The organism is Variovorax durovernensis, assembly GCF_977011995.1.
Map to the genome: position 1 here is coordinate 25,487 of NZ_CDRNCW010000003.1, position 21,675 is coordinate 47,161.

25 protein-coding genes are annotated in these 21,675 nt (G+C 64.1%); 21 read left to right on the plus strand and 4 right to left on the minus strand.

The genetic code is table 11. The annotated features are described in order from the left end of the window. The first annotated feature begins 33 nt into the window (after positions 1 to 33). From ACWV14_RS37220 to ACWV14_RS37245, 6 genes are read left to right on the plus strand one after another with little or no spacing between them, the layout of a single operon-like run. The gene (locus ACWV14_RS37220) at positions 34 to 285 is read left to right on the plus strand and encodes a hypothetical protein (protein ID WP_298705946.1); all 252 of its coding nucleotides are present in this window, start codon (positions 34 to 36) and stop codon (positions 283 to 285) included. Beyond that, on the plus strand, positions 285 to 758 hold the full coding sequence (locus tag ACWV14_RS37225; protein WP_298705949.1) for a hypothetical protein: 474 nt from the start codon (positions 285 to 287) through the stop codon (positions 756 to 758). The genes ACWV14_RS37220 and ACWV14_RS37225 overlap by 1 nt, the downstream gene beginning before the upstream one ends. A 42-nt stretch (positions 759 to 800) precedes the next feature. After that, entirely contained in the window at positions 801 to 1,781 is a 981-nt protein-coding gene (locus ACWV14_RS37230) for a recombination-associated protein RdgC (protein WP_454909666.1), read from the plus strand. Between the two features lie 17 nt (positions 1,782 to 1,798). Next, positions 1,799 to 2,290, plus strand: a complete 492-nt coding sequence (locus ACWV14_RS37235) for a DUF6884 domain-containing protein (protein ID WP_298705953.1) — start codon at positions 1,799 to 1,801, stop codon at positions 2,288 to 2,290. Next, entirely contained in the window at positions 2,284 to 2,862 is a 579-nt protein-coding gene (locus tag ACWV14_RS37240; protein ID WP_298705956.1) for a hypothetical protein, read from the plus strand. Before ACWV14_RS37235 ends, ACWV14_RS37240 begins: the two co-directional genes overlap by 7 nt. Before the next feature lie 57 nt (positions 2,863 to 2,919). Then, positions 2,920 to 5,520: a DEAD/DEAH box helicase gene (locus tag ACWV14_RS37245; RefSeq protein ID WP_454909667.1), complete on the plus strand. Its 2,601-nt coding sequence runs from the start codon at positions 2,920 to 2,922 to the stop codon at positions 5,518 to 5,520. 3 nt (positions 5,521 to 5,523) lie between these two features. Here ACWV14_RS37245 and ACWV14_RS37250 read toward each other — a convergent pair whose 3' ends face one another. Further along, a complete protein-coding gene (locus tag ACWV14_RS37250; RefSeq protein ID WP_454909668.1) occupies positions 5,524 to 6,369 on the minus strand; it encodes a hypothetical protein in 846 nt (281 codons plus the stop codon). Positions 6,370 to 6,513: 144 nt separating this feature from the next. Between ACWV14_RS37250 and ACWV14_RS37255 the strand changes: the two genes are divergently transcribed. The 15 genes from ACWV14_RS37255 (at position 6,514) to ACWV14_RS37325 (ending at position 17,626) form a co-directional block, all read left to right on the plus strand. Continuing rightward, positions 6,514 to 8,553, plus strand: coding sequence for a phosphoadenosine phosphosulfate reductase domain-containing protein (locus ACWV14_RS37255; protein ID WP_454912892.1), 2,040 nt, complete (start codon positions 6,514 to 6,516; stop codon positions 8,551 to 8,553). Positions 8,554 to 8,859: 306 nt separating this feature from the next. Next, entirely contained in the window at positions 8,860 to 9,108 is a 249-nt protein-coding gene (locus ACWV14_RS37260) for a hypothetical protein (RefSeq protein WP_454909670.1), read from the plus strand. Between the two features lie 8 nt (positions 9,109 to 9,116). Next, positions 9,117 to 9,986, plus strand: coding sequence for an N-6 DNA methylase (locus ACWV14_RS37265; protein WP_454909671.1), 870 nt, complete (start codon positions 9,117 to 9,119; stop codon positions 9,984 to 9,986). A 94-nt stretch (positions 9,987 to 10,080) separates the two neighbouring features. Continuing rightward, positions 10,081 to 10,515: a hypothetical protein gene (locus tag ACWV14_RS37270; protein WP_298705974.1), complete on the plus strand. Its 435-nt coding sequence runs from the start codon at positions 10,081 to 10,083 to the stop codon at positions 10,513 to 10,515. 23 nt (positions 10,516 to 10,538) lie between these two features. Then, complete coding sequence (locus tag ACWV14_RS37275) at positions 10,539 to 10,904, plus strand: hypothetical protein (RefSeq protein ID WP_454909672.1); 366 nt, start codon at positions 10,539 to 10,541, stop codon at positions 10,902 to 10,904. Positions 10,905 to 11,417: 513 nt separating this feature from the next. Further along, positions 11,418 to 11,660 (plus strand): hypothetical protein, encoded by a 243-nt coding sequence (locus tag ACWV14_RS37280; RefSeq protein ID WP_298705980.1) that lies wholly within the window; start codon positions 11,418 to 11,420, stop codon positions 11,658 to 11,660. Continuing rightward, on the plus strand, positions 11,660 to 12,100 hold the full coding sequence (locus ACWV14_RS37285; RefSeq protein ID WP_454909673.1) for a hypothetical protein: 441 nt from the start codon (positions 11,660 to 11,662) through the stop codon (positions 12,098 to 12,100). Before ACWV14_RS37280 ends, ACWV14_RS37285 begins: the two co-directional genes overlap by 1 nt. Positions 12,101 to 12,143: 43 nt before the next feature. Continuing rightward, positions 12,144 to 12,629, plus strand: a complete 486-nt coding sequence (locus ACWV14_RS37290) for a helix-turn-helix domain-containing protein (protein ID WP_454909674.1) — start codon at positions 12,144 to 12,146, stop codon at positions 12,627 to 12,629. 49 nt (positions 12,630 to 12,678) lie between these two features. Next, positions 12,679 to 13,776, plus strand: a complete 1,098-nt coding sequence (locus ACWV14_RS37295; RefSeq protein ID WP_298705990.1) for a phage Gp37/Gp68 family protein — start codon at positions 12,679 to 12,681, stop codon at positions 13,774 to 13,776. Between the two features lie 2 nt (positions 13,777 to 13,778). Continuing rightward, positions 13,779 to 14,276 (plus strand): hypothetical protein, encoded by a 498-nt coding sequence (locus tag ACWV14_RS37300; RefSeq protein WP_298705993.1) that lies wholly within the window; start codon positions 13,779 to 13,781, stop codon positions 14,274 to 14,276. Continuing rightward, positions 14,273 to 15,106, plus strand: a complete 834-nt coding sequence (locus tag ACWV14_RS37305) for a hypothetical protein (RefSeq protein WP_454909675.1) — start codon at positions 14,273 to 14,275, stop codon at positions 15,104 to 15,106. The genes ACWV14_RS37300 and ACWV14_RS37305 overlap by 4 nt, the downstream gene beginning before the upstream one ends. 14 nt (positions 15,107 to 15,120) lie before the next feature. Then, positions 15,121 to 15,294: a hypothetical protein gene (locus tag ACWV14_RS37310; protein WP_454909676.1), complete on the plus strand. Its 174-nt coding sequence runs from the start codon at positions 15,121 to 15,123 to the stop codon at positions 15,292 to 15,294. Between the two features lie 10 nt (positions 15,295 to 15,304). Next, positions 15,305 to 16,381 (plus strand): hypothetical protein, encoded by a 1,077-nt coding sequence (locus ACWV14_RS37315; protein WP_454909677.1) that lies wholly within the window; start codon positions 15,305 to 15,307, stop codon positions 16,379 to 16,381. 250 nt (positions 16,382 to 16,631) lie between these two features. Further along, positions 16,632 to 16,919 carry a hypothetical protein gene (locus ACWV14_RS37320; RefSeq protein ID WP_454909678.1) on the plus strand — a complete coding sequence of 96 codons (288 nt, stop codon included), beginning with the start codon at positions 16,632 to 16,634 and terminating at the stop codon, positions 16,917 to 16,919. 116 nt (positions 16,920 to 17,035) lie between these two features. Next, positions 17,036 to 17,626, plus strand: coding sequence for a hypothetical protein (locus ACWV14_RS37325; protein ID WP_454909679.1), 591 nt, complete (start codon positions 17,036 to 17,038; stop codon positions 17,624 to 17,626). A gap of 49 nt (positions 17,627 to 17,675) precedes the next feature. Here the strand turns inward: ACWV14_RS37325 and ACWV14_RS37330 are convergent, their stop codons facing one another. Genes ACWV14_RS37330 through ACWV14_RS37340 form a run of 3 tightly spaced genes read right to left on the minus strand, consistent with a single transcriptional unit; the run spans position 17,676 to position 21,669 of the window. Continuing rightward, positions 17,676 to 18,080, minus strand: a complete 405-nt coding sequence (locus ACWV14_RS37330) for a TetR family transcriptional regulator (RefSeq protein ID WP_431511009.1) — start codon at positions 18,078 to 18,080, stop codon at positions 17,676 to 17,678. Beyond that, a complete protein-coding gene (locus ACWV14_RS37335) occupies positions 18,077 to 19,927 on the minus strand; it encodes a site-specific integrase (protein ID WP_431511010.1) in 1,851 nt (616 codons plus the stop codon). Before ACWV14_RS37335 ends, ACWV14_RS37330 begins: the two co-directional genes overlap by 4 nt. Before the next feature lie 47 nt (positions 19,928 to 19,974). Then, the gene (locus ACWV14_RS37340; protein WP_431511011.1) at positions 19,975 to 21,669 is read right to left on the minus strand and encodes a hypothetical protein; all 1,695 of its coding nucleotides are present in this window, start codon (positions 21,667 to 21,669) and stop codon (positions 19,975 to 19,977) included. Between the last annotated feature and the right edge of the window lie 6 nt (positions 21,670 to 21,675).

Sequence of the window (21,675 nt, forward strand, 5' to 3'; positions counted from 1 at the left end):
TCACATTCAACCTTTCATTGAGATCGCGAACCCATGACAACCACCCAGGCAGCACTGCCCGCCGAGGTCATCGAGACGCTCGCCGCGTTCATCGCCGGTGACACGCCTCATCAGAGCATTGGACTGGCGATGCCTCCCAACGGCTCGCAGCGACTGAAGGAGCGTGCTCACCGCTTCTTTGCGCTGCGGCGCGCCCTGCGTGTGGACGGCTGGCAGACCGAGGAGGAGATCCGGGCGGCGCTGGTCCTCTCCTTCGGGCCGCAACAGTCCCGCTCGAGCACCTGATGGCCGGCGCTTCCCGTACGTCTTCCGCGGCGGGGCCGATCGCATTTGACGCGCAAGCCTCTTTGCTGCGTATCCCCAATGTGGCCCGCCTGTACACGACAGGCCTGGGCTCGCGCCGCTACCGCCGCGCGAGCACTCAGGCCGGCCATGGCGAGCCCCTGGTCCGGCGTGCCGACGTTGCGGACGAACTCGCGGAGGTCGAGCGCTTGTTGGTCGGCCTGGTGGCCGCACCGGAATGGCTTCCCGTGGTTAGCGCGCCGCGCGACGGCACGCCGGTGCTCATGCGCATCTACGAGCGGTTGCCGCTCGAAGAACACAAGAACTGGCAAGGGCTGGTGTTCGTTGGCAGCTGGAATGGCGGCGCCCACGGATGGCGGCTCGCAGCGCCGGTGGGCGCGTGGGACTTCCCCGACGACTGGATTGCCGGGTGGATGCATATTGCCGGCGGTCAGGCGTCGTCTCCTCAAGTTTGAACCCCGCCGCGCGCTGCGGCACAACACGAAGAAAGTCATTTCATGAGCATCAACAACGCGACCGTCTACCGTTTTTCCCTCGCAAGCCCCGAAGCTTTCACTCTAGCCGCTGTCGAGGAGGCGCTGAAGCGAAGCGCATTCCTGCCGTGCGGGCCGACGGCGGAAGAATCCTCGGGCTGGGAGCCGCCACGCGGCGAGGCAAACGGCGCGTTTGTCGAGTCGATCGACGGCCAGTGGATCGCGCGCTATGCCACCGAGAGCCGCACGGTGCCCGGTTCCGTGCTGCGGCGCAAGGTCGACGAGCGCTGCGCGCACATCGAGGCCACCACCGGCCGCAAGCCCGGCAAAAAGGAGAAGAAGGAGCTCAAGGAAGACGTGCTGCTCGAGCTGTTGCCCATGGCATTCACGAAGCGCGGCGCGGTCACGGTATGGCTCAGCCGTAACGACGCCGAACCGGGCAAGTCCATGCTGCTGATCGACACCTCCAGCCAGGGGCGCGCGGACGCGATCGTGACGTCGCTGGTGAAGTGCCTGGAAGGCTTCTCGGTGGCCCTGCTGCAGACCGCGACAGCGCCTTCGGCAGCCATGGCGCAATGGCTCCTCACCCAGGAGCCCCCCGTCGGCTTCACGGTGGATCGCGAGGTCGAGCTGCGTGCGACAGACGACTCCAAAGCGGTCGTGCGCTACGGCAACCATCCCCTGGATATCGACGAAGTGCGCGGGCACATCGAGAGCGGCAAGACGCCGACGCGCCTGGCGTTGACCTGGGATGATCGCGTCTCCTTCGAGCTGACCAGCGGCATGACCTTGCGCAAGATCAAGCTCCTGGAAGGAACCGGTGACGGCGCGCCCGGCGGAAAGAAGGAGGACAACTTCGACGCGGACGTGGCCATCGCCACCGGCGAGCTGGGCCTGCTGATCCCGGCGCTTATCGAAGGTCTGGGCGGCGAGGGAGCGTTCTCGGGTGGCAAGGCAGTCACCAATGAAGCTGAGCGCAGCGAAGCCGAAGCGGCCGCTGCCTGAGCGTAGGCCCCGCCAAGATGCCCAAGCCCATCGTGTTCATGGCCTGTTCGGCGGGAAAACTCGAGCAGGCGGCGCCAGCGCTGCAGATCTACCGCGGCGTCATGTGGCAGACGTTGCGTGCCCACGCCGACCCGGCGAACATGCCGCACCTGGTCGTGCTGTCGGCGCGCCATGGCTTTTTCAGTGCCGACCAGGTCATCGAGCCCTACGAGCAGCTGATGACGGCCGAGCGCTCGGACGAGCTGCTCGGAAAGGCTGCCCGCGGGGAGTTCCTTGACGCACTGGCCTGGCCGGAAGATGTCGACCGCATCCTGCTCGCCGGGGGTGCGCTGTACCGCCGGGTGATGCACGCAATGGTCGACTGCCTGGTGAGGGCGGGGCGCCTGCCTCGCACCGCTCGCGTTGCGCAGGTGAGGGGAGGAATAGGCGAGCAGCGCGAGCAGCTTGGCCGATTTCTGAACGAATCCCGCTGGGTAGCCGGCTCGATGGTGGGGGCAGCGGGATGCTGAAGCTCTATGACGAGCATGGGCGCGAACTCGACGAAGCCGACCTCTATGAAGCGGCCAATTCCTGCGGCTTGCTGCTGGTCACCGGGATCACGGGCTCGGGTTATCGCGTCGTGGCCGAAGCCCTTGCCCACGCAGCTCCCCGCATGAGGGAGTGGGACGCGGTGCTAAACCTCAAGGCGGTCGGACTGGATCTGACGAGTAGCCTGGATCCCTTGGCGACCTACTTTCTGGGTGAGTTCAGGCCAATGGCGCCCGGCAATGACCAGATGCTCCACGTACTCACCAAGGTGCTGGCGAGCGGCAGCCAAGCGGTTGCCTGTACCCATGCACTTCCGGTTATGCGCGACGGGGCTCGCGGCGGCATCAACTGCGATGGCGTGCTGTCGCGCATGGGGGTCAAGGTGATGAAGGGGATGGACGGGGCGGCGGCCAGGACGCGGCTCGTCGACCTGATGGTCGAACGGGGCGTGAAGTTGGTCGGAGTGCAGCGCGGTGAGGGCGTGAGTCGGCATGTGCGTTGCGCCAACCTTTCCGAGCTCGTTGCACGGGATCTGCCGACGGCATTGCGGTGACCTTGAGCGGGCCATTTATTGCGCACTCGACCTTGTGCGATATTGAGCCGCACCGGTATGCTGGTGCGGAACATGGCAACGCATATTCCGGCGAACGTCTTCTCTAAGCTCAAGCTCGATGATCCTGAGCTCGCGCTGCTGTGCGTGCCCTCGGAGTATGTCGACTGCACCCGGTCGATCACCCGGCTGAGCGATGCTGACCTGCGGGGTGGGGCGTCTCAGCTGATGAGCCTGAAGGTGACAGGCAAGGCGCTAGCCGTGGGTCGCGACAAGCGGCCGATCCTGGCCGCGGCAGGCCACATCTGCGAGACGCTGGAGGAGCTGCAGGAACTGCATGGCGGGATCTGGAAGAACATCGGTCGCCTGCAGGTAGAGCTGGTCGACGACGCCGGCATGACGGCTCAGCTCAGCTCGTTCCAGCCCTTCGCGTGGCGCTCGATCGCCACGGGCCGCATGCTGCACTTCATCGGCTCGGTCAAGCGCTTCGGCGATGCGCTGTTCGTCTCGTCGGAGCTCGAGCCCCCGGGAGAAGCGATCGGCGGGGTGTGGACGCGCTATCTCGGTATTCCAGGCCAGGTGTCCGCGGAGACGGTGAGTGCGGCGGTGCACGCGGTGCGCTACCGGGAAGCGGCCTATCTGAAGGCCTCGCGCGCCGTCGTTTCGGCGATGCAGATGGATGAGATGGCGGTGCTCGACTTGGTGCAGTACGACCAGGCTGACCAGGCGCCCGAAGTGCCCCGATTCCCCACCGTGCGTGAGTTGGTGACGGCCTTGCACCTGCCCAGGAGTGTGGCGGCTGGTGCGCGGGCGCTGGAGCTTGCACAACGGATTTCGGCGGCTTCGATCCGCACGGCAGCGCGCGCGCAGAGTATTCGCCATCCGCACCGCGATGCGCCGCTGATCGTGCCGGACGAGCAGGTCCTGGCGTTGGCCGCAGCGCAGCCCGAACAGCTTTCCGGAGACCAGCACGCTGCGATCCTGGCCATCGCGAAGGGCCTGCGCTCGCCCGTACCGATGAACGGCCTGCTGTCGGGCGACGTCGGTACCGGCAAGACACTGGCGTTCCTGCTGCCCGCAGTGGTTGCCCACCAGAACGGCGCAACCGTGGCGATCGTGGCGCCGACCATCATCCTGGCCAACCAGATCGCCGGGCAGATCGCGCGGCGCTTCTCCGGAGTGATCCGCGGCGTCGAGCGCGTCGAGGCCGGCAAGCGCATCCAGAACCCGGGCCACATCCTTGTCGGCACCAGCGGGCTCCCGGCGGCCTGCGCCAAGGCGCACCTCGTGCCCAACTTCGTCATCATCGACGAGCAGCACAAGCTGTCGGTGCAGACCCGCGCCGCTCTGGTAGGGCCGGCGACGCATGTGCTCGAGGCGACCGCAACGCCGGTACCTCGGTCCCTGGCCACTGTGTTCTTCGACGGCCTGGAAGTGTTCTCGCTGCGGGAGTCGCCCGTGGTGCGCACAATCACGAGCCACGTGCTCGACGTGCGGGACCGCGGCAGGGTAACAATGGCGATCAGGGAGACCATCGCGGTCGGCCGGCGCGTGCTGGTGGTGTACCCGCGCGTGGAGACGGTCGAGCTCACCAAGAAGGTCAAGCCTGCGGCAAAGGGCGAGCAGCTCGACATCACCGACAGCGCCCCGGCGTCGGTGTCCCGTACCGCCCAAGGCGTGATCGAAGCGGCCGCAACGTTCGAGGCCGCCTTCCCAGGCAAGGTCGCGGTGCTGCACGGCGACCTGTCCGACACGGTGCTGCAGGACTCCATCGACCAGGTGCGCAGTCTGGAGAAGCCTCTGGCCGTTGCCTCGGTGGTGGTGGAAACTGGCATCGACATTCCCGACATTGGCCTGGTGGTTGTGCGCGATGCGGACCGCCTGGGGCTGTCGCAGCTGCACCAGCTGCGCGGCCGGCTCGCGCGCAACGGGGGGGCGGCTGAGTTCTTCATGATGGTCGAGTCGATCGAAGCGCTGGAGGATCCTGCGCTCGAGCGCCTAGTGGCGTGCAGCCTCACGACCGATGGCTACCGGCTGGCCGAGATCGACATGAAGCAGCGCGGCTTTGGCTCCTACCTGGACGGCAGCCAGAGCGGCAACGCGCAGGGTGTCTTTCGTTTGACCAAAGTTGCGCCGGCGGACTTCCTCGGCATGGCCAACGCCACGGTGGACGCTTCCCGTGAGGAGGAGGTTGAGCGAGCCGACATCCGGGAAGCGGAGGCGCTCCTGCGGCGCGTGCACAAGGCGGTGGCCGCCATGCGGGAAAATCGTGTGGCACGCGAAGAGCGAACAGGAAGTCCGGAGCATGTTCCTTCCGGCCGGACGCATGGTGGAGGACCTGCTGCCGTGCTCGGCGCGCCTCCCGGATCGGCGCGCGCAGTGTCTGCGCCTGTGCGCGCGGGTATCGGCTTCGGACGGGCAGCGGTACCGGCGCGAGCGAGCGTCGCGCCCGGAGCCGCAAAGCCGGTGCAGGGGGTGATTCGGGGTTTTCCTGCACCGCCGGCACAAGCCCCAGCCAAGCTGCGTCCTGCTGTCAGCGTGCCGATGGCGGGCCTGCGGTTCGCCATCCCGCCGGCTCGACCGGAGCCTGTGCCGGCGGCTGCGCCGCGCTTGCCGTCGGGGGTGATCCCCGGCTTCCCGCCGCGCAGAAACCGGACGTAGCGGTCATCCTGCCGGCGCCGGACCCGCGTGCGGGACCACCTCGACGGTGGCGTGTTCGTCCCGCGCGGGGCGTTTGGCCAGCAGAGGTTCCCCGCACCAGTCGCCCCAGCCCATAAGGGTCATCGGCTGCGCCGCGCCCAGGCGGTGAACTTGTCGCTCTCGAACGCCCTGCCGATTGAGTCCGAAGACCACCCATTCGGCGTCCTGCACGCCAGCGGCCGCCACAGCGGCGGCCAGGTGCTCGGCGTCGAAGAAATAGATGTTCGGCACCTCGTCGGCCCGGATCATCCTCATTGCGGCCAGCACGGTGGAGATCAGGACCGCGTTGCCTTGGTGGTCGGTCAGCACGCTGTGAATCTGTGATGCATCGCGCGCCGGCTGTGGCGGCGGGACGGCGCGTGCTTCCTCCGGGTACCGGGCATCGACGAGCTCGCGGGCATGCTGGTGCAAGGCGCGAAAGAAGCGCTCGCGGGCCTGCTCATCCAGCCAAAGTGCGTGCGCGCGCACCGGCGCCAGGGAGGTTGTGCGCAATCGAAAGCCGTCGTCCTTGATGTTGCGGATGGAGGTCTGCACCGCCTTGGCGGTCTCCTGCAGCACGTGGCGGGCAAAGGCGCGCTCTCTCAAGGCCATGCTGTCCTGGTTGCCCGGCGTGCGTACTTCCATCCAGAGCTCGACCAACGCGTGTGAGGACCAGCTCTTCAGCAGGCGCCGCGAGGCCTGCGAGAGGATCTCGTCAAGCTCGGAGCGCGGCTCGGCGCCGGACGGGCCTGGTTGCCAGGCTTTCACCCATTTGGACAGGCCCATGACGATGTTGCTGCGGGTGGGGTGGGTGTCGGGGTAGAGGCTCACGGTGGGTGATGTGTTCAGCGCGGGGCGCGATCACTCATTATTCCAACTCTGTTGGATCATCAGAAAATAAATACGTCGTAAAAGAGTTATACGGCGAAAGAAAACAAATGAATGAATCCAGAGGATCGACGGTATCGTTCATCGATGACTGCGATTACTGCCCAGCACGAACCCTGCGCCATCGAGGCGCGCCTGGCGGAGATTGCCCAGCACCACGAGGAGGGCGCTCAGGCCATGCGCGCTATCGATGCGGTGATGGCTCAGGGGCACCCCGCCGTCCTCGGATGGTCCTCAGGCAAGGACTCCTCGGTGCTGGTGAGCTTGGTGTTCGCGGTCGCGGTGGAACGACAGCGCTTGCAGCTTCCGGTCCCTCGCATGCTGGTCGTGCACACGGATACGGGCGTCGAGAGCCCGGAGGTGCGGCTGCTGGCCGACGGCGAGCTGCAGAAGATGGCGCGGTACGGCGAAGCCCACGGGCTGCCGTTGGAGATCCGCGTTGGGAAGCCAAGCCTTTACACCTCCTGGCCCGTTCGCGTGATCGGAGGCAGGGCGCTACCGACATTCCCCTCGGGGGCGCGCGATTGCAGTTCGGACTGGAAGGTCGATACGTCGAACCGGCTGCTCAACGAAGTGTTCGCCGATCTGCGCGCGGACCGAAACGCACCCCAGCCCGTGGTGATGACGGGCGTGCGAATCGACGAGTCGATAGAGCGTGCTGCCAACATCCGGGCCCGCGGCGAGCTAGCTGCGCAGATCTGGACCAATGGCAAGGGGCGCCTGGGCCTGAGCCCGATCCTGCACTGGACTTCCGACGACGTATTCCTGTATCTGGGCTATGTGTCGGCGGGCATGATCGAGAGCTACTCGAATTTCGAAGAGACCCTCGAGTTCTACAAGGCCGCGGGTGGATCTAGTTGCGCCGTTGTGGCCGACATGCGGATGGCCGAGAACGCAGCCAAGGAAAAAGGTGGATGTGGTGCCCGCAGCGGATGTTGGGTCTGCACGGCCGTCGGAACGGACAAGAGCGCAGAAACCATGATCAGGTCGGACCCCGAGCGATACGGTTACATGCGGGGCCTCAATCGGCTGCGGAATTATCTCGCAAACACCCAGTACGACTGGGACTCCCGCAACTATCTCGGCCGCACCATCGACGCCGACGGAAACGTGGCGGTGCAGGCTGATGTCTACAGCCCCTCGATGCTCGAGAGGCTGCTTCGCTACACGCTGACCGCACAGGCGCGCGAGCAGCTGCAGGCCGATCGGTTGGGCATCAAGCCCCGGTTCACCATCATGGGCTACCGGGACCTGGTCGCTATTGATGTGCAATGGAGCCTGTACGGCATCCATCCGCCGTTCCATGCCCTGAAGGTGTACTTCGAGGTGATGGGCGGCAAGCTCGAGGACGCGCCCATCACTGGCCCGATGCCCCGCTCGCCGGTGCCTCGCTACGGCAAGGTGTACGTCGGGCGCGCCTGGGAGGAGGATCGACGCACGGGCGATCCGGCGCGCGACCGCATGTTGTCCAGCGGGATCCGCGCCCCGCTGCAGGAGATGTTCGAGGACTCGTGCGGCATCGGGACGAAAGCCCTTCCCAACGGCGACACCACGACGGCCTGGGCCACCGAGGATTCGTTCGAGGTCGACGAGGAAGGCGCCGCCGACTTCGTGGAGTGTATGGGCCGTGAGTACGTCGATCGCTATCACCACGAGGACGCCGATCGCACCCACGCCGTGCGCACCTACCTCAGCATGGGTATCGTGTCTCCGGGCCACGCGAGCCTGGGGCGCTGGCAGGGGATCGCGCAGCGCACGCAGTGGATGCAGCGCCAGGGCCTGGTGGGTGAGATCCAGCGCGAGGCGCTGCTCGAGATGATAGAGCGTCAGCAGGTGGAGGGCGTGCCGAGGCGTTCGGAGATCGCGGCGCCGGCGGCGGCTCCCGAGGACGCGCCCGCGCCCGAAGTGGAGCCTGCGCCGGCAGCGTCCCGAGGCCTCGCCCTGGTCGGGCCCGGCAGTCAATTCGGGCTGTTCGACGTTGAGGGCGCGAACGAGGCTGACGCCGACCATCTGGTCCTGGCCCATCGCCCGGATCCTTTCGATGAGCTGCTCGGCGGCTATGCCAAGGACGAGGCGCATCCCCTGGCTGAAAGCGAGCCGGTGTATCCGATGCCCCTGGCGGCCTGAGGCGCTAGGACATCGCCTGCGGGCATAGAAGCCCCTAACAGAGTGTCAAATTCCCCAACTGGGATTTAAGAAAGACTTCCGTCTCTTGGGTGCGAATGAAGTGCGCTCGGGATTTTCGACACTCTGCAGCCAGTGAAGGCGGTCGGGTGCGTGGGGAAGCCAATGGGCACGCCGAACTTTTTTGACACTCTGTTAGGGGTCAAGGAGGACGCTACCTGGACAACCAGAAATGCGGTTTCGACCTTACGGAATGGCGGGGGCTCCTGTACCTTGTCTGAATACACAACCCGTGCAGAACATTCCCGCATGACCACCACCACCAAACCGCGAAAACGCAAGCTATACCAGGTCCGCATTCATCGTGAAGGCCATGTCTTCGGCAAGCAGGTTGGGCACAAGTGCCGGCTCCTGCCCCGCATTGCGGCGCAGCGCGTGGCCAGCCGCATCCGCCGCGGCGGTCTGATGGTCACCATCGACCCCGTGCAGGTGAACGTCACGCCCTTGCAGGCTGTGGAGCTCGCGCGCCGATACCCACTCTCGTCCCCTTCGCTGTGAGCCGCGCCATGACCGATCAGCTCACAACGCAGCAGCGGCTGCACCAATGGTTCACGCCGGCGTGGGCCGCCGAGGGCATCGTCGAGCAGGAGTTCGGCTGGCTGCGGCCGGGCCATCGGGTAGCCGACCCCGCGTGCGGCGACGGTGCGTTCCTCTGCGCGATCCCCGACGAGGTCGAAGCCATCGGAGTAGAGATCGACCCTGTGCATGCCCAGAGCGCGCGCATGTTCACCGGGCGGCCCGTCATCACGGGCGACTTCCTCGAAGTGCCGTGCGAGCAGCTCGGCGCCGTGCAGGCCGTGATCGGCAACCCGCCGTTCCAATCCAGCCTGGTCGCAGCCTTCCTGAACAAGGCGCACCAGATCCTGGTCGACGACGGCGTGTGCGGGCTGATCCTGCCGGCCTATGTGTTTCAGGCCAGCTCGGTCGTGGAGAAGCTCAACCGCCAGTTCTCGATCCGCCAGCAGCTGTTGCCTCGCAACCTCTTCCAGGGCCTCAAACTGCCCTTGGTGTTCGCGACCTTCACCAAGGAGCGTGACAGACGCCTCTTCGGCTTCCTGCTCTACAACGAAGCGCAGGAGATGCGTGCGATCGACAGACGCTGGACCGAGCTCGTGACGGTGCGACGCGATCGCCATGGCGTGTGGTTTCCGGTGGTCGAGGAGATCCTGAACGCCCTGGGCGGTGACGCCGAGCTCGAGCAGATCTATCTCGCGGTCCAGTCGGCGCGGCCCACCGGCAACGTGCATTGGAAAGCCAAGATTCGCCAGACGCTCCTGCGCCATCCGCAGCGCTTTGCCCGGGCCGGCCAGGGCCGCTACCGCCTGTGCGCCGATGCGGGCCCGGACCACCCTCGGCGCGAGCTCGTCGCCTCCTGATCAATGCCCCGAAACCCAACACTTACAACGGCGCCGACCACATCATGAACCTCGACCACCAGACCACAGTCATGTCCGCCGGGGAGGGTCCGAAGTGAGCCTGTTTCCAGCTGTACTCGCCCGCCACATCGGCCGCATTGGCCCGGTCATACTTGGGGGGATGGATTCCGATCAGACACGACCCACTGGCGATTGGCGCGACGATGCGCGCGCCGCGGTGCGGCACCTGGCAAGCGCCCAGGACTTGACCCCGGCCGCGGCCGCAGCGCTTCTCGCCCTTGACGCCGCGCTGCGCGACGAAAGCGCACCGCCGGTAGGCCCTGTCGATGCCTGGCCTGTGCTCGCGCGCACCGCGCAAGTTCATGGCACCGTCTTCAAGCCCGGCACTTCCTCACAGGCCGTGGTCGAAGAGGCCGTGCGTTACTACGAGTTTGAGCAGCAGCCGGCGCGTGTGGCCAGCCGGGAGAGCGTGCTCGATCGCTTTGGCGCACATCTCTCGCGGCTGGAAGATCCCGAGCCCGAGAACTGAGCTGCATTCGTAGGGGAGATTCCATGAACCTATCTTCAATACTGGAGCGCACTCTCTCGGCTGAGGATCGTGATGCTCTGGCCGCCGCCAACGACCGCTACATGTACTTTGTCGGCGTCTACACGGACCATCCAGTAGTTGATCACCGAAGCGAAGACCGGGCTGCGTTCGCTCATTTGCTGGTGTTCACGGATGACGGTCGACCGTCGCTCAGCGACGAGCGCTGCGCAGAGTTCATGTCGGCTGTCTCCGGCCTGCCGCGCGAGTGGTGTGCGGCATGGAAAGAATCGGACCTTGTCCGCGAACACGGTGAGGGGTTCTTCGACCGGCTCAGGCGTCGCGAGGAAAGCGATCGACTTGCCCTGGACCGAAGACGGCTTGCAGCCTGAAGGGTTCGCTCGCAGGTGGTACGGACTCATCGCGGGCCGGCTCTCCTGGCACAGTAGAAAGTTGCGCGGCAACCTAGCGCAACTCGAACCCGCGACGCTATCTTTGAGGCTCACATTTTTCCTAGTGGAGTGAGCCCATGACAGACCATCGACTTCCAGTTCCGTCGCTTGCTGCTGCATGCGGCAAGGCCTTGAGCCCCGTCATTCGGGAAGCTTGGGCACACACGCTGTGTAGCGCCGGCAACCTTCCGTTGTCGCGGGCACATGCGATGGTTGACGCGGTGTGGGCCGAGATGGCGACGCGCTTCGCAGAGGCAGACTTGGCGCCGGTGACGACGAACCCGTTGGAGCCCTCCATCGTTCGATCGCTGCATCACTGATTCGGGCTGGTCGGCCTCGCGGGCACACCAGACAAGTTCGATAGGCTGCGGGTAAAAAAAATATAGGCGCGCAACCTAGCGCGATTTAGGCGTCCCTGCGTATGGTTGTGTGGAACCCACCAACCACACGCTCATGCCAGTCGACTACACCCATTTGGACGCGCTGCTCCTGGAGGCAATCCAGCGGCGCCAGTGCACATTCGGCGATCTTCGAAATCTCCTTGAGGCCGAGTTCGACAAGGCCTCTCCGAAGGATCGCCATGGGGACACCACAGGCTGGCGCGTCATGGACCGTCGACTGCAGGCGTTGCGCAAGAAGAACCAGATCCGCTTCGAGCAGGCGGGCTGGGTTCCTGTGGCGCAAGGAGCGTTGTGATGGATCAACAGCACGTCCAGGATTGTGTTGCGCCCGGATTCCCACCGCGTCTGCTTGCTCTGTTGCGAGAGAAAGCGGCGCGGGACGGCGACGAGTTGGCCAAGGCCGACGCGCATGCTGCGCTGCAGTGGATCGAGCGAGCCGCGCCGTACGCGGCCCTCAACCGCCACAACGACTTCGAGATCGCGGCCTACACGATGCCGGTACCAGCCCTGGGGCAGGACCCCTTGCGGATTGAACGTGTGACGCGTCGCGGCGGCGCCGCCCAATGGGCAGTGCGTTGGATGGGCAACGCACTCGCACAGGACGGTTCCTTCGAGTTCGAGCCCTCGCCCAGCAACCGCGACGCCGACTTCCTAGCGCGCTGCCGATTCGGCAACGCAGAACTGGCGTTGGCGGCGGCCAGAGCGGCGGTGGCTGCCGGCGTGTGCGACGAGTAGACCTGCAGCAAGAGATCAGCCCTCAACCTACCAAGGGACAGTCATGAACAACTTTCCTCCTCGCCGCGATGCCCAGCGACTCCTGCGCGTGGTGCCGCCCCCTGCGGCCGGCGCAACGTCCGCATCCAATGCGCCCTATTCCCCGTTGAACCAGGAACGCCCCGAAGTGGCGCTGGGCCAGCGCGTGCGCGACAGGCGTATGCGTGCCGGCATCACCGCCGCCGAGCTCGGGCGCCTGGCGGGGCTCGCCCAGTCCGCGGTGCTGAACGTCGAGAACGGGTGCGGCAGCCGCTTCACCGCCCATCGTCTGCTGGCGCTCATGGGCGCAGGACGGGAAATCCCCGCCTCCGAACGCACTCCTCCACGGGCGGCGCAGCAACGCCCTGCGCCCACGGTGAGCTATGCCCGCACCGGCCGCAACCGGGCGATCGTGCAGATCTCGCCCGAGCGCCTCGACCTGCTCATGGAGAGCCCGGTGGCCTATGAGATCGCGGCGGTCGCGATCGCCAAGGCAAGTCGGCGCCGGTAGCCCCGACGCTCGAGAACGACGCATCACGACAAAGAACTGAGGAACCGGCATGGGCGCGACATCGAAGATCGAATGGACAGACCGTACGTACAATTTCTGGGAAGGGTGCACGCCCATCTCGCCGGCTTGCGACCACTGCTACGCGCAGGTGCGCAACGCGCGCTTCGCAGGCGGTATCGCAATCAACTGGGGTTCGGGGGCGCCGCGACGCCTGACGAGCCTCAAGAATCGAAACAACCTGGAGCGCTGGAACAAGCTGGCGTTCTTCGAGTGCGGCACTTGCGGGCATCGGGGCACAGCACGCCGCGGTGCACCTGGCCATTGCGATGCGTGCGGTGGCACCTCGCTGCACAGCGTGCGCCAGCGCGTCTTCTGCTCGTCGCTTTCCGACGTGTTCGACAACGAGGTGGATCCCGCATGGCGCGCCGACCTGTTCGCGAAGATGGCGGCGTGTACCAACCTCGACATGCTGGTGCTCACGAAGCGGATTGGCAACGTGCGCAAGATGGTTCCACCCGAGTGGTTGGCGCCCGGCGGCTGGCCCGCCCACATCCGGATCGGCGCGACGATCGCGAACCAGGAAGAAGCCGAGCGCGACCTCCCGAAGCTGCTGGCCCTGCCTTGCCCGAACTTCGTGAGCATCGAACCCCAGCTGGGGCCGATCGACCTGGTGCGCGTGCGCGAGAAGAGCGGGCAGACCTTCAACGCGTTGTCCAAGAAGGTGGGCATCAGCCTGCATGGCAACGGCATTGACTGGGTGATCTGCGGTGGCGAGAGTGGCCCCGGTGCGCGGCCGATGCATCCGATGTGGGCGGTCCAGTTGCGTGACCAATGCAGGGACGCCGGCGTGCCGTATCTGTTCAAGCAGTACGGCGAGTGGCTCCCCATCAGCCAGATGAAGAACGAAGACCACCAACGTCTCTACCGCTCCAAGGTCAAAGCCAAGGAAGGAGAGGACCAGACAGTCCTCGATGAATGCTATGGGCGCGAGTGCAAGGTGCCCACGGGTGTGGTCCAACTGGACGGTACGGTCTCGAAGATCGAGCTTGGCGCGTTCATCGATGGCGCGATGCAGACCTTCAAGGTCGGCAAGGAAGCCGCTGGGCGCCAGCTGGATGGTCGAACGTGGGACGGGGTGCCGTCATGAGGATGGCAAGACCCAGCGAGCGGGACATCGACACCGCGGGGGAATTGATCCAGGTGCTCGACATCATCGATGCGCATTGGGGCGGCCCTTCGGCGATCGACGGTCCCCAGGACCTCACTGAGGCCCTTGCCGACGATGACTTCGATGCCGACGACAAGAGCCACCTGCAGGGGTTGTACAACCACCTTGCGAAGCTGCTTCGCAGGTCGCCGAATTTCCACGGTCGCGTCATCGGCGGCATGTGCTACGTGATCTGCTACGACAGGAATGCATTCCTCGATCCTGCCAGCAGCACGCTGGACTTCCACCCCGACATTCGGGACGGCTTGAAGCTCCTGGCACAGCAGCGCCGGGACTTCCTGCCGAGCCTGGAGCGCCGTGCCCGCGAGGCGGTTGCCGAGGTCATCGAGCGGGCGGCCGCGCGTCACCTGCGCGAGATGGCAGCCTCGTGGGCTGCCCCGGGCCGATCGCAGGTGCGTATAGTCCGGAGCCCCGCGTGATCATCAACCATCCACGTCAGTACGGCCGGGACGATGTGGACTACCACACGTGGTACTCGCCTTGGGTCAAGCGATTGGCCCTGGTCCATACGGTCCCCGAACTCCAAAAAATGGCCGGTGTCGCTTCATCCGAAGCCACGCGCGCCGCCGGCACGCACTTGCGAGCGATCAAGCGGACCGGCTCCATGCAGGGCAACTCGATGGCGCGGGCCCACTCGCGAAATGTCGTAGCCGCTGCGGGTGAAACGGTGCTGGCTGCCTTTGCCGCGCTGGAGATTCATGAACTCTTCCCTGAACATGCGAAACCGCTGATGAACGCCACCATGACAACGGAAAGCCTACCCGCGGCAGCAAGCGCGCTCGTAGCGTTGCTCAACGAAGCCATGCAGTTCGGCTATCCGTTGAAGAACAACAATGCGTACCAAGATCTTCGCGCCACTCTTGCGGCAACCGGGGCGGCTGAGGCGGTAGCGCAACCGCTGGACGTCGACGCACTTGCGAACGAAATCAGGCGTGTCGACGGGTCGCATAGCTTGGGCGCTGGTGCGCTTGCCGAGGCGCTGCTTCCTTTCCTCGTGGCTTCGCATGCGGACGCAGCGCGGCCGCTTGCGGACAACACGCCCGACGATCTACGCGCCGCTGGTTGGACCGTTGCCGTGCATAACGACTATCGACTCAAAGGCAAGGCGCACACGTTCTGGTTGTTGACCAAGGGCGAACGCTTCGTGAAGGGGGAAGGCCGCACCGATGGCGAGGCGCTCGCCCAAGTTCGCGCCGCCGTCGCGGCTTTGTCCTCCTGCGAGCGGCAGGGCGGGGGAGGTGGCAAGTGAGCCGAAGCCTTTCGATGCGACTGCGCGCCAAGGAGGGAAACCGCAACGCTGGGCCGGAAGGCGACGGCGCACGGATGTTTGCCGAAGGCAAGCCGTGCCCACCCCATAGCAACGACAAAGGCAAGGACCACGCTCGCTGGAAAGGCTGGAAGCGGGCCGAGCAGTTGGCAAAGAAAAGGAAGACGTAGGACCATGACCATGACCAGCATCAACCCGGTCGACGCAGCAGTAGTCCGGCAGGGGGAAGAGACGCAAAAGCGCGCTGAATTTGAAGCGTGGGTTCGCACCAAGCCAGGTGGCACCGACGCGGCGCTGAGTCGTCGCGACTTCCCGGGCTCAGATCGGCTTGGCCAGTACGTGAACCCGCAAGTCGAGTTCGCCTGGCAATCGCTGTGCGCCTTTCGCCTCCAGTCCTCTCCCGCCGAAGACCCGATCGCGCTCAGAGCGTGCCTTTCCGCCTGCGATCGAGTCATTGAGCAGGGGGGCATCTTCGAGGGCATCGACTTTCATGCGTTGAAAAAGGGGATCGAGCGAGGACTCGCGAGGTCTGTGCCCACTGAAGCGGCAGTGCAGACGGTGCCTAATCGCATTGCCGCAGAGGCCGCCGCCTTCCGCTGGCTGATCGAGAACCGAGTCGCTGAAGACGAAAACGGTTGGCTGCAACTGCACTACCACACCGCACGGCAAGGGAAGGATCATCCCGACCGGCAATGGGTGGCGAACGATATCGCGTGGGAGATCGGATTGGACCTCGACGCCCTCGTGGCCTCCCCCTCCTGCGAACGGCAGGATCATGGACACCCCGCAACGACCGCCACAACCACCCCAGAGGGCTCGGGGAAGTTCCCGCTGCTGCCAGAAGGCTATGTTGCTGTTCCCAAACGCCTGACGCGTGCCATGCAGCGCGTACTCAACAACGTGACCGGTGAGGATGGCTGGAGCTGGGCGGAGATCCTGATGGCCGCCGAAGCCACGACGGTCGAAGAAGACGAGGCGATTCGGCGCTTCGAGTCGCTCGACATGCTGGAAATAGCTGAACAGGAAGCCGCTCTGCGCGCACAGGCGCATGAAGGCGAAGCGAGCGCGGCACATGCAGCGGCACCCGAAGCACTGAAGCCGATGAGCGACAACGCGATGGACTTGTTGCTCGCGGCGCCCGGCACGAAAAGCAGTACCAAGCGTCATCTGCGCCAGCTTGGTCGAAGGGTCGAGCGTGACATCTTGGCACGCCTCGCAGCAGCCGCGGCGGGGGTGGAGAAGGGCGCGACGTCGTGAGCGCGGAAAGGTCGTCAGCCGAGCCCTGCGAATGCGGAATCATGCATGGCAGCGATTCGATCCGCCCGTCCGACGCCCACGGATGCGTGCTCGCCTATGGCCATTCCGGGCCGCATGAGTTCGTCGACCAGAGGGGGCGGTACTGGCTGTGGGAGACGGACATGGGGTGCGACTGTGCGCACTGCCGCAGGTGCGAAGGCGACTACTGCACCGTCTACTGGCGCAAGCCTAAGCCTGTTACGCCGCACTGATGCCGTACTACCGCGTCGCCGGCATCGGCATGGTGCACATGCGCGGCAGGGGCCTTCCGGAGCCCTGTCACGAGCAGATCCTGGTTGACGGAAAGCCCGAGGTCTGCGCTGTCGCGAGTGACTATCTCTGTGACGGGACCGGCAAGGCGTCGAAGACGTGCGATCGTCCTCTGTGCGAAGCGCACGCGACCCGGGTTGGCCGCAACCGGCACCTGTGCCCGGCTTGCCGGCTGGCTGCCGCGGATGCCGAGCGCCAGATGGGCCTGTTCACGCATCTCGTGCGGTAGCGACCGCATTGAAATAGCTGCTCGGCAACCTAGTCTGATGGGCGGGGTGATCGGTATCTTAGTGCGAGGTAGTTCGGCCGACGGCGGGACTCCTTCGAACCATCAACAGGAATCACATGCCCAATCTCCCTGCTTTCATCACCTTCACCGGCGTCGATGACCACACCGACGTCGACGCCATGGCCGAACTGGCCGCGCGCTACCCGATCGAATGGGGCGTGCTGTTCTCCCCCAAGCGCCAGGGCAAAGAGGAGCACCCGCGCTACCCCTCTCTGGAGTTCCTCAGGAAGCTCACCCATTTGGGCCGGGGCCTGCGCCTGTCTGCGCACCTGTGCGGTGGCGATGCGCGCCAGGTGATCGAGCTCGGGCGCAGCCAATATGACGAGCCGATCCGCGAGCATTTCGATCGCGTGCAGATCAACACCGTCGACTACGTCAATCCCAAGGACCTGGCGGCCTGGGCACAGGGCCTCCAGGTGCACGCGATCCTGCAGTGTCGCGACGTGTTCCCCAACAACGACGATGTGTCCTGGCTCTACGACGCCAGTGGTGGCCGCGGCATCTCGCCTGCCATCTGGCCGGCGTCACTCGGTGGCAGCTGGCTGATCGGCTATGCAGGCGGGCTCAATCCGGGGAATGTCGCCGCTGCGGTGGCCCAGATCCAGAACCAGGCCTCGAACTACTGGATCGAAGCTTTTGGTGCCTAATTAACAGTTAATGCATAAAAAGTTGTGTGCTCACAACGCCTTAGCTCTCCTAACGCCTCGACGGCCGCAGAGGAGTGACGTTGCCGCCTTGCTTGGCAGAACGAAGCGTCTGGTTATCCACAGTCAACATTTCATTCAGAGTAGCTAGGCAGGCCAATTGCTGCTTCAGAGTGAGGACTTCGCGCCGAAGCTCTGCGTTCTTCTCGCGCTCCGCTTTCAGCTCAGATGCTTTTGCCTCGAGCCGGTCTGCGGTTGCAGCTCCCTGCTTTATGCGGATGAGCTCAGCGATCTGCGGGTAATGGTTGTGGACGAGCGCGGGCGACACTCCGGCTTCGCGCGCGACAGAAGAGATGCTGAGCTCCGTTGCCTTACTGTGCGCACGGCCCCGCTGGATGCGATAGATGGCTAAGCGCAGCTCTTTCTCTCGGATGTCCGCTGGTTTGCGCAGTGTCACAACGCGGTCTCCGGTGAATATCCGAGCTGCTGCAAGACCGTGGAACATCGCTGCAGGTCTCGCTCGACTCTACCCTGGCCTCCAGGACCGATGTCATCGACCGACTGCAGTTCGGCCAGGTGGTCGTACAGCCCTTGGTAAAGGGGTTGGTGACGGCGCTCGATGACGGCGTTGTCACACCCATCGCCACATCGCGTAGGCTCGAGGTCGTTGCCAACGCATTGGCTGTCTTGCGCCGTGCACCAGGCGTGGCCATTGCTGCGGATAGGTGTGCTGAGCGCGATGCTCCTGATCATCGCACTGCGCGACTTGAACATGGTGATGTTCTCGGTGCGTGTGCGCCAGTCCATGAGGTTGCGCCCGTAGCCTCCTGCGAGAGGCTCATCGTCATCGAGCCAAGACGATACCGTCTTCACCTTCAACTCATCGAGTTCATCACCAACTTCCAAAAAGAGGGCCATCTCTTGCGCTTCGTTCAGCGCATACCCGAGCGTCATGTCGAGCGACCAGTGCTTGAAGTGATCTCGCAAGTACCTCAGGTCGCCAAATTGGCTACGAGCAGCGTAGTTTGCGAACTTCCTTCGGAACTGATGCGATGCAAGCTGCCAATCAAGGCCACAGGCGATTGCGAAGCTATTCAGATCGGTGTTTGCGGCGCCGTTCGAGATCGTTCGGACCTGCTTGCCCTGCCTCGCGTCGACACCGACAAAGATCGCACCCAAGTGGGCGCTGGCTTGCGCGATGCGAACGTCTGCAGGGTTTGACTTCCGATAGCCCTCAATCTCCTGGGTCAACATTCCCTGAAGCGGAGCCGCCCATCGATCCATGACACGAAGCGCGGCGACGGCTGCTTCCGGTACTAGCCACTCTGTCGCCCCTTCATAGGTCTTGGTGGACCTAGATCGCATCCACCAGCGGCGATTGCCTTGGGCATCCTCTGTACTGTAGTAGCTGTTGGTGCGTAAGTACGCCAATTCATGGTTGCGGCAACCACTCAGGCTCGCGATCACGATGTAGCACGCAGTGCGAATCTGCGTGACCGCGACCTTGTAAGAGCGATAGTCCGGAGCCAGGCCGACGCGACGGATCTCTTTGGACTTCAACGCCGCGACGTACTTTTTGTGGAGCCCCGGGTGGGCTGCTTCCACGCGCTCAAGCTCCTCGCGAAGATCTAGCAGGGCAGGAGCCGCTTGGACGATGGCCCAGGCACGCTGGAACAAGGTGGCAAATACCTCATCAGGCATCAAGGGAGTGCGTGCTGAAGCGCTGGAACTCTGGGTATACCCAGTCATGTAGGCTGCGGTGGTGTCAGGCCAAGGATGCTTCGGCATCGCATCGAAGGTGTACTGGCTCAAATCAAAGAGCTCTTCAACCGCAGATAAACGTCGGTACAGGCCCGAGGCCTTCAGGCTCTTCCGATTGCCTGGTCCCGTTCCATCGCGAAAACGTTCCGAAGTGCGCAACTCGTGCGCATAGGAGTTGCACGCAAGAGGGGTCACATCTTTCAATGCGCCAAGGCCAAGAGATGCAAAGTAGTTCAAAGCCTGCGCGATCGACCTGAAGGTTCCGACCACGGTGACGGGGGCCGGCCGACGAATGCTATTCGCGCCGCGCCGCAAATACCTGTACAGCATTGCCTTCGCGACGTCGCGGAAACATTCTGGAATCGCAGCGAAGTCCATCTTCGTCCGAGCAGGACTGTTGTTGGTAGTGACGCCAACGGCCCACCAGACGGAATCGCCGTAGCTGCTGACAACCTGCCAGGTCCCATCGACGCGGGTGAGAAAGACTATCAGCCGATCGCGCTCCTCAGTGGACAGATCGCGTACTTCGTCCGGCTGTGACAAGACTCGGGCTGCCGGTGACGCCTCCGCCGTAGACGCTGTCGCTGCCATCAAGCGGCTCCAATATCGAGTAGGTCAGAAAAAGAGAACTCCCTTCGCCAGAAGGGATGCGGATTCGTCCGCGCGCGCTCGCGCTCGCGTTCAACAGCGTCGCGCTTCAAGATCCCTCGGCTCAATCCCTTCTCAATGATGTCGCGGTCGATGAGACGAACGATGTGGCCAAGCTGGTGCTTCCAGCGGCGAGGATCCATTCGTGATCGCTCCGAAAAGATTCGCCAATAGAAACTAAACAGCCGGTAGAGATCGTCGGCGGTGACAACGTAGTTCTTGCAACGCACGCAGTTGAGAAAGCTCATGCAGACGCCACCACGATTCTTTGGGGCGTACTCACCTTGACTGGGGTCGGAGCATCGGCCCACCGGCGTTCGTTCCGAGTTGCCCAGCGTCCCCGTGAGCAGTTCCTCCGTCAGCGCCTTGCCGAGAAAGACCCAGTTACCCGCAGCCTCTTCGTTAGGCTGCAAATAGTTGATGTCGACGACTCTCGGCGTGTTGCCGGCGGCATTGGCCGTAGCAACGACATCGCCTTCAACAAGCTCATAGATGCGATTGACGAAGGTCTTGCGAAGGCGACTGACGTTCAATTGCAGTGGCTTGCCATCCGCGTCCCGCAGGTCATAGGCAGAAACCAATAATTTGATGGCGCGAAACAATGTGCTCTCGGTCAGCACCGAGATCTCGCCTCGGTTCATGCCGCGGCTCCCGTTTGTCCGGGCCCGAAAGAGCCACACGCGATTTTTTAGTTTCTCTGGAGCTGCGGATCGAAGCGGCTCAGTCAACTCGATGACCCGGCGCACAATGGTGGCGACCGAACTTCGAAGCGGCGGCACCGATTCGATCTCATTCGGTTCAATGGGAGCATCGCGAATGGGTACCTTGTGCTTGGAGTGACCACGACGCTTGAAGAGCACAAGAAACGAGGTGTCAGCCTTCGGGTGCGGCTTCAAAGAGTCCCGTCGCATCTCGAGCAGCGGCGTCGTGTTCCTGCCGGTATGCAGTGCGACGATGAGGAGTGCGTAGGCGAGTAGGTCGGCAGTCACCTCAACGTCAGCGGAAAACAGCGGCCGGATTGCGTCCTTGATCGCCCGAGCAACTTGCTTCCGTTCAGATTGTGAGAAGGGCTTGTGGCCTCGCTTTGTTGCATCAGTACCGGAAAAGGGGTTGGACGGGAACGTGGCGTTGTCACCGCCGATGATCTCGATGATGAGGCCCCGTGCGCACAACGCCTTGAGCACTGATTTGGTGTGCAAGTACCTAGACCGTTGGGTGTACAGCGAATAGTCCCCCACGCCCAGCGCCGCTATGTAGCTGTCGATCACGCTTCTGCTGATATCGGTCAAGTAGAGATCGCGGCCGACTGCTGCGCGCACCACCACCAGATATTCGAGAAAGTAGCGTAGGCCCTGTTGGCAATACGAAAGGATGGTTGCAGACGACAGTTCTGCGTCCTGCTTCGCGAGGAAGCGCTCCACCTGGCGTTGACACGCATAGGTGATCTGATCGATCCCTGCACCGTACCATTCAGCGAAGTCGAACCGCGCCCTGGCTAGCGATTCGTTCACAAAGAAAACGGCGCTCTCAACGGGAGGGATTAGACCGACAGGGATCTCGATGGCTTCGCCACGACGAACATGCTCGACCTTGGGAATGGTCAGGTCGGTCTTGATGAACAATTTTCGTTTTGCCAAGCGTTG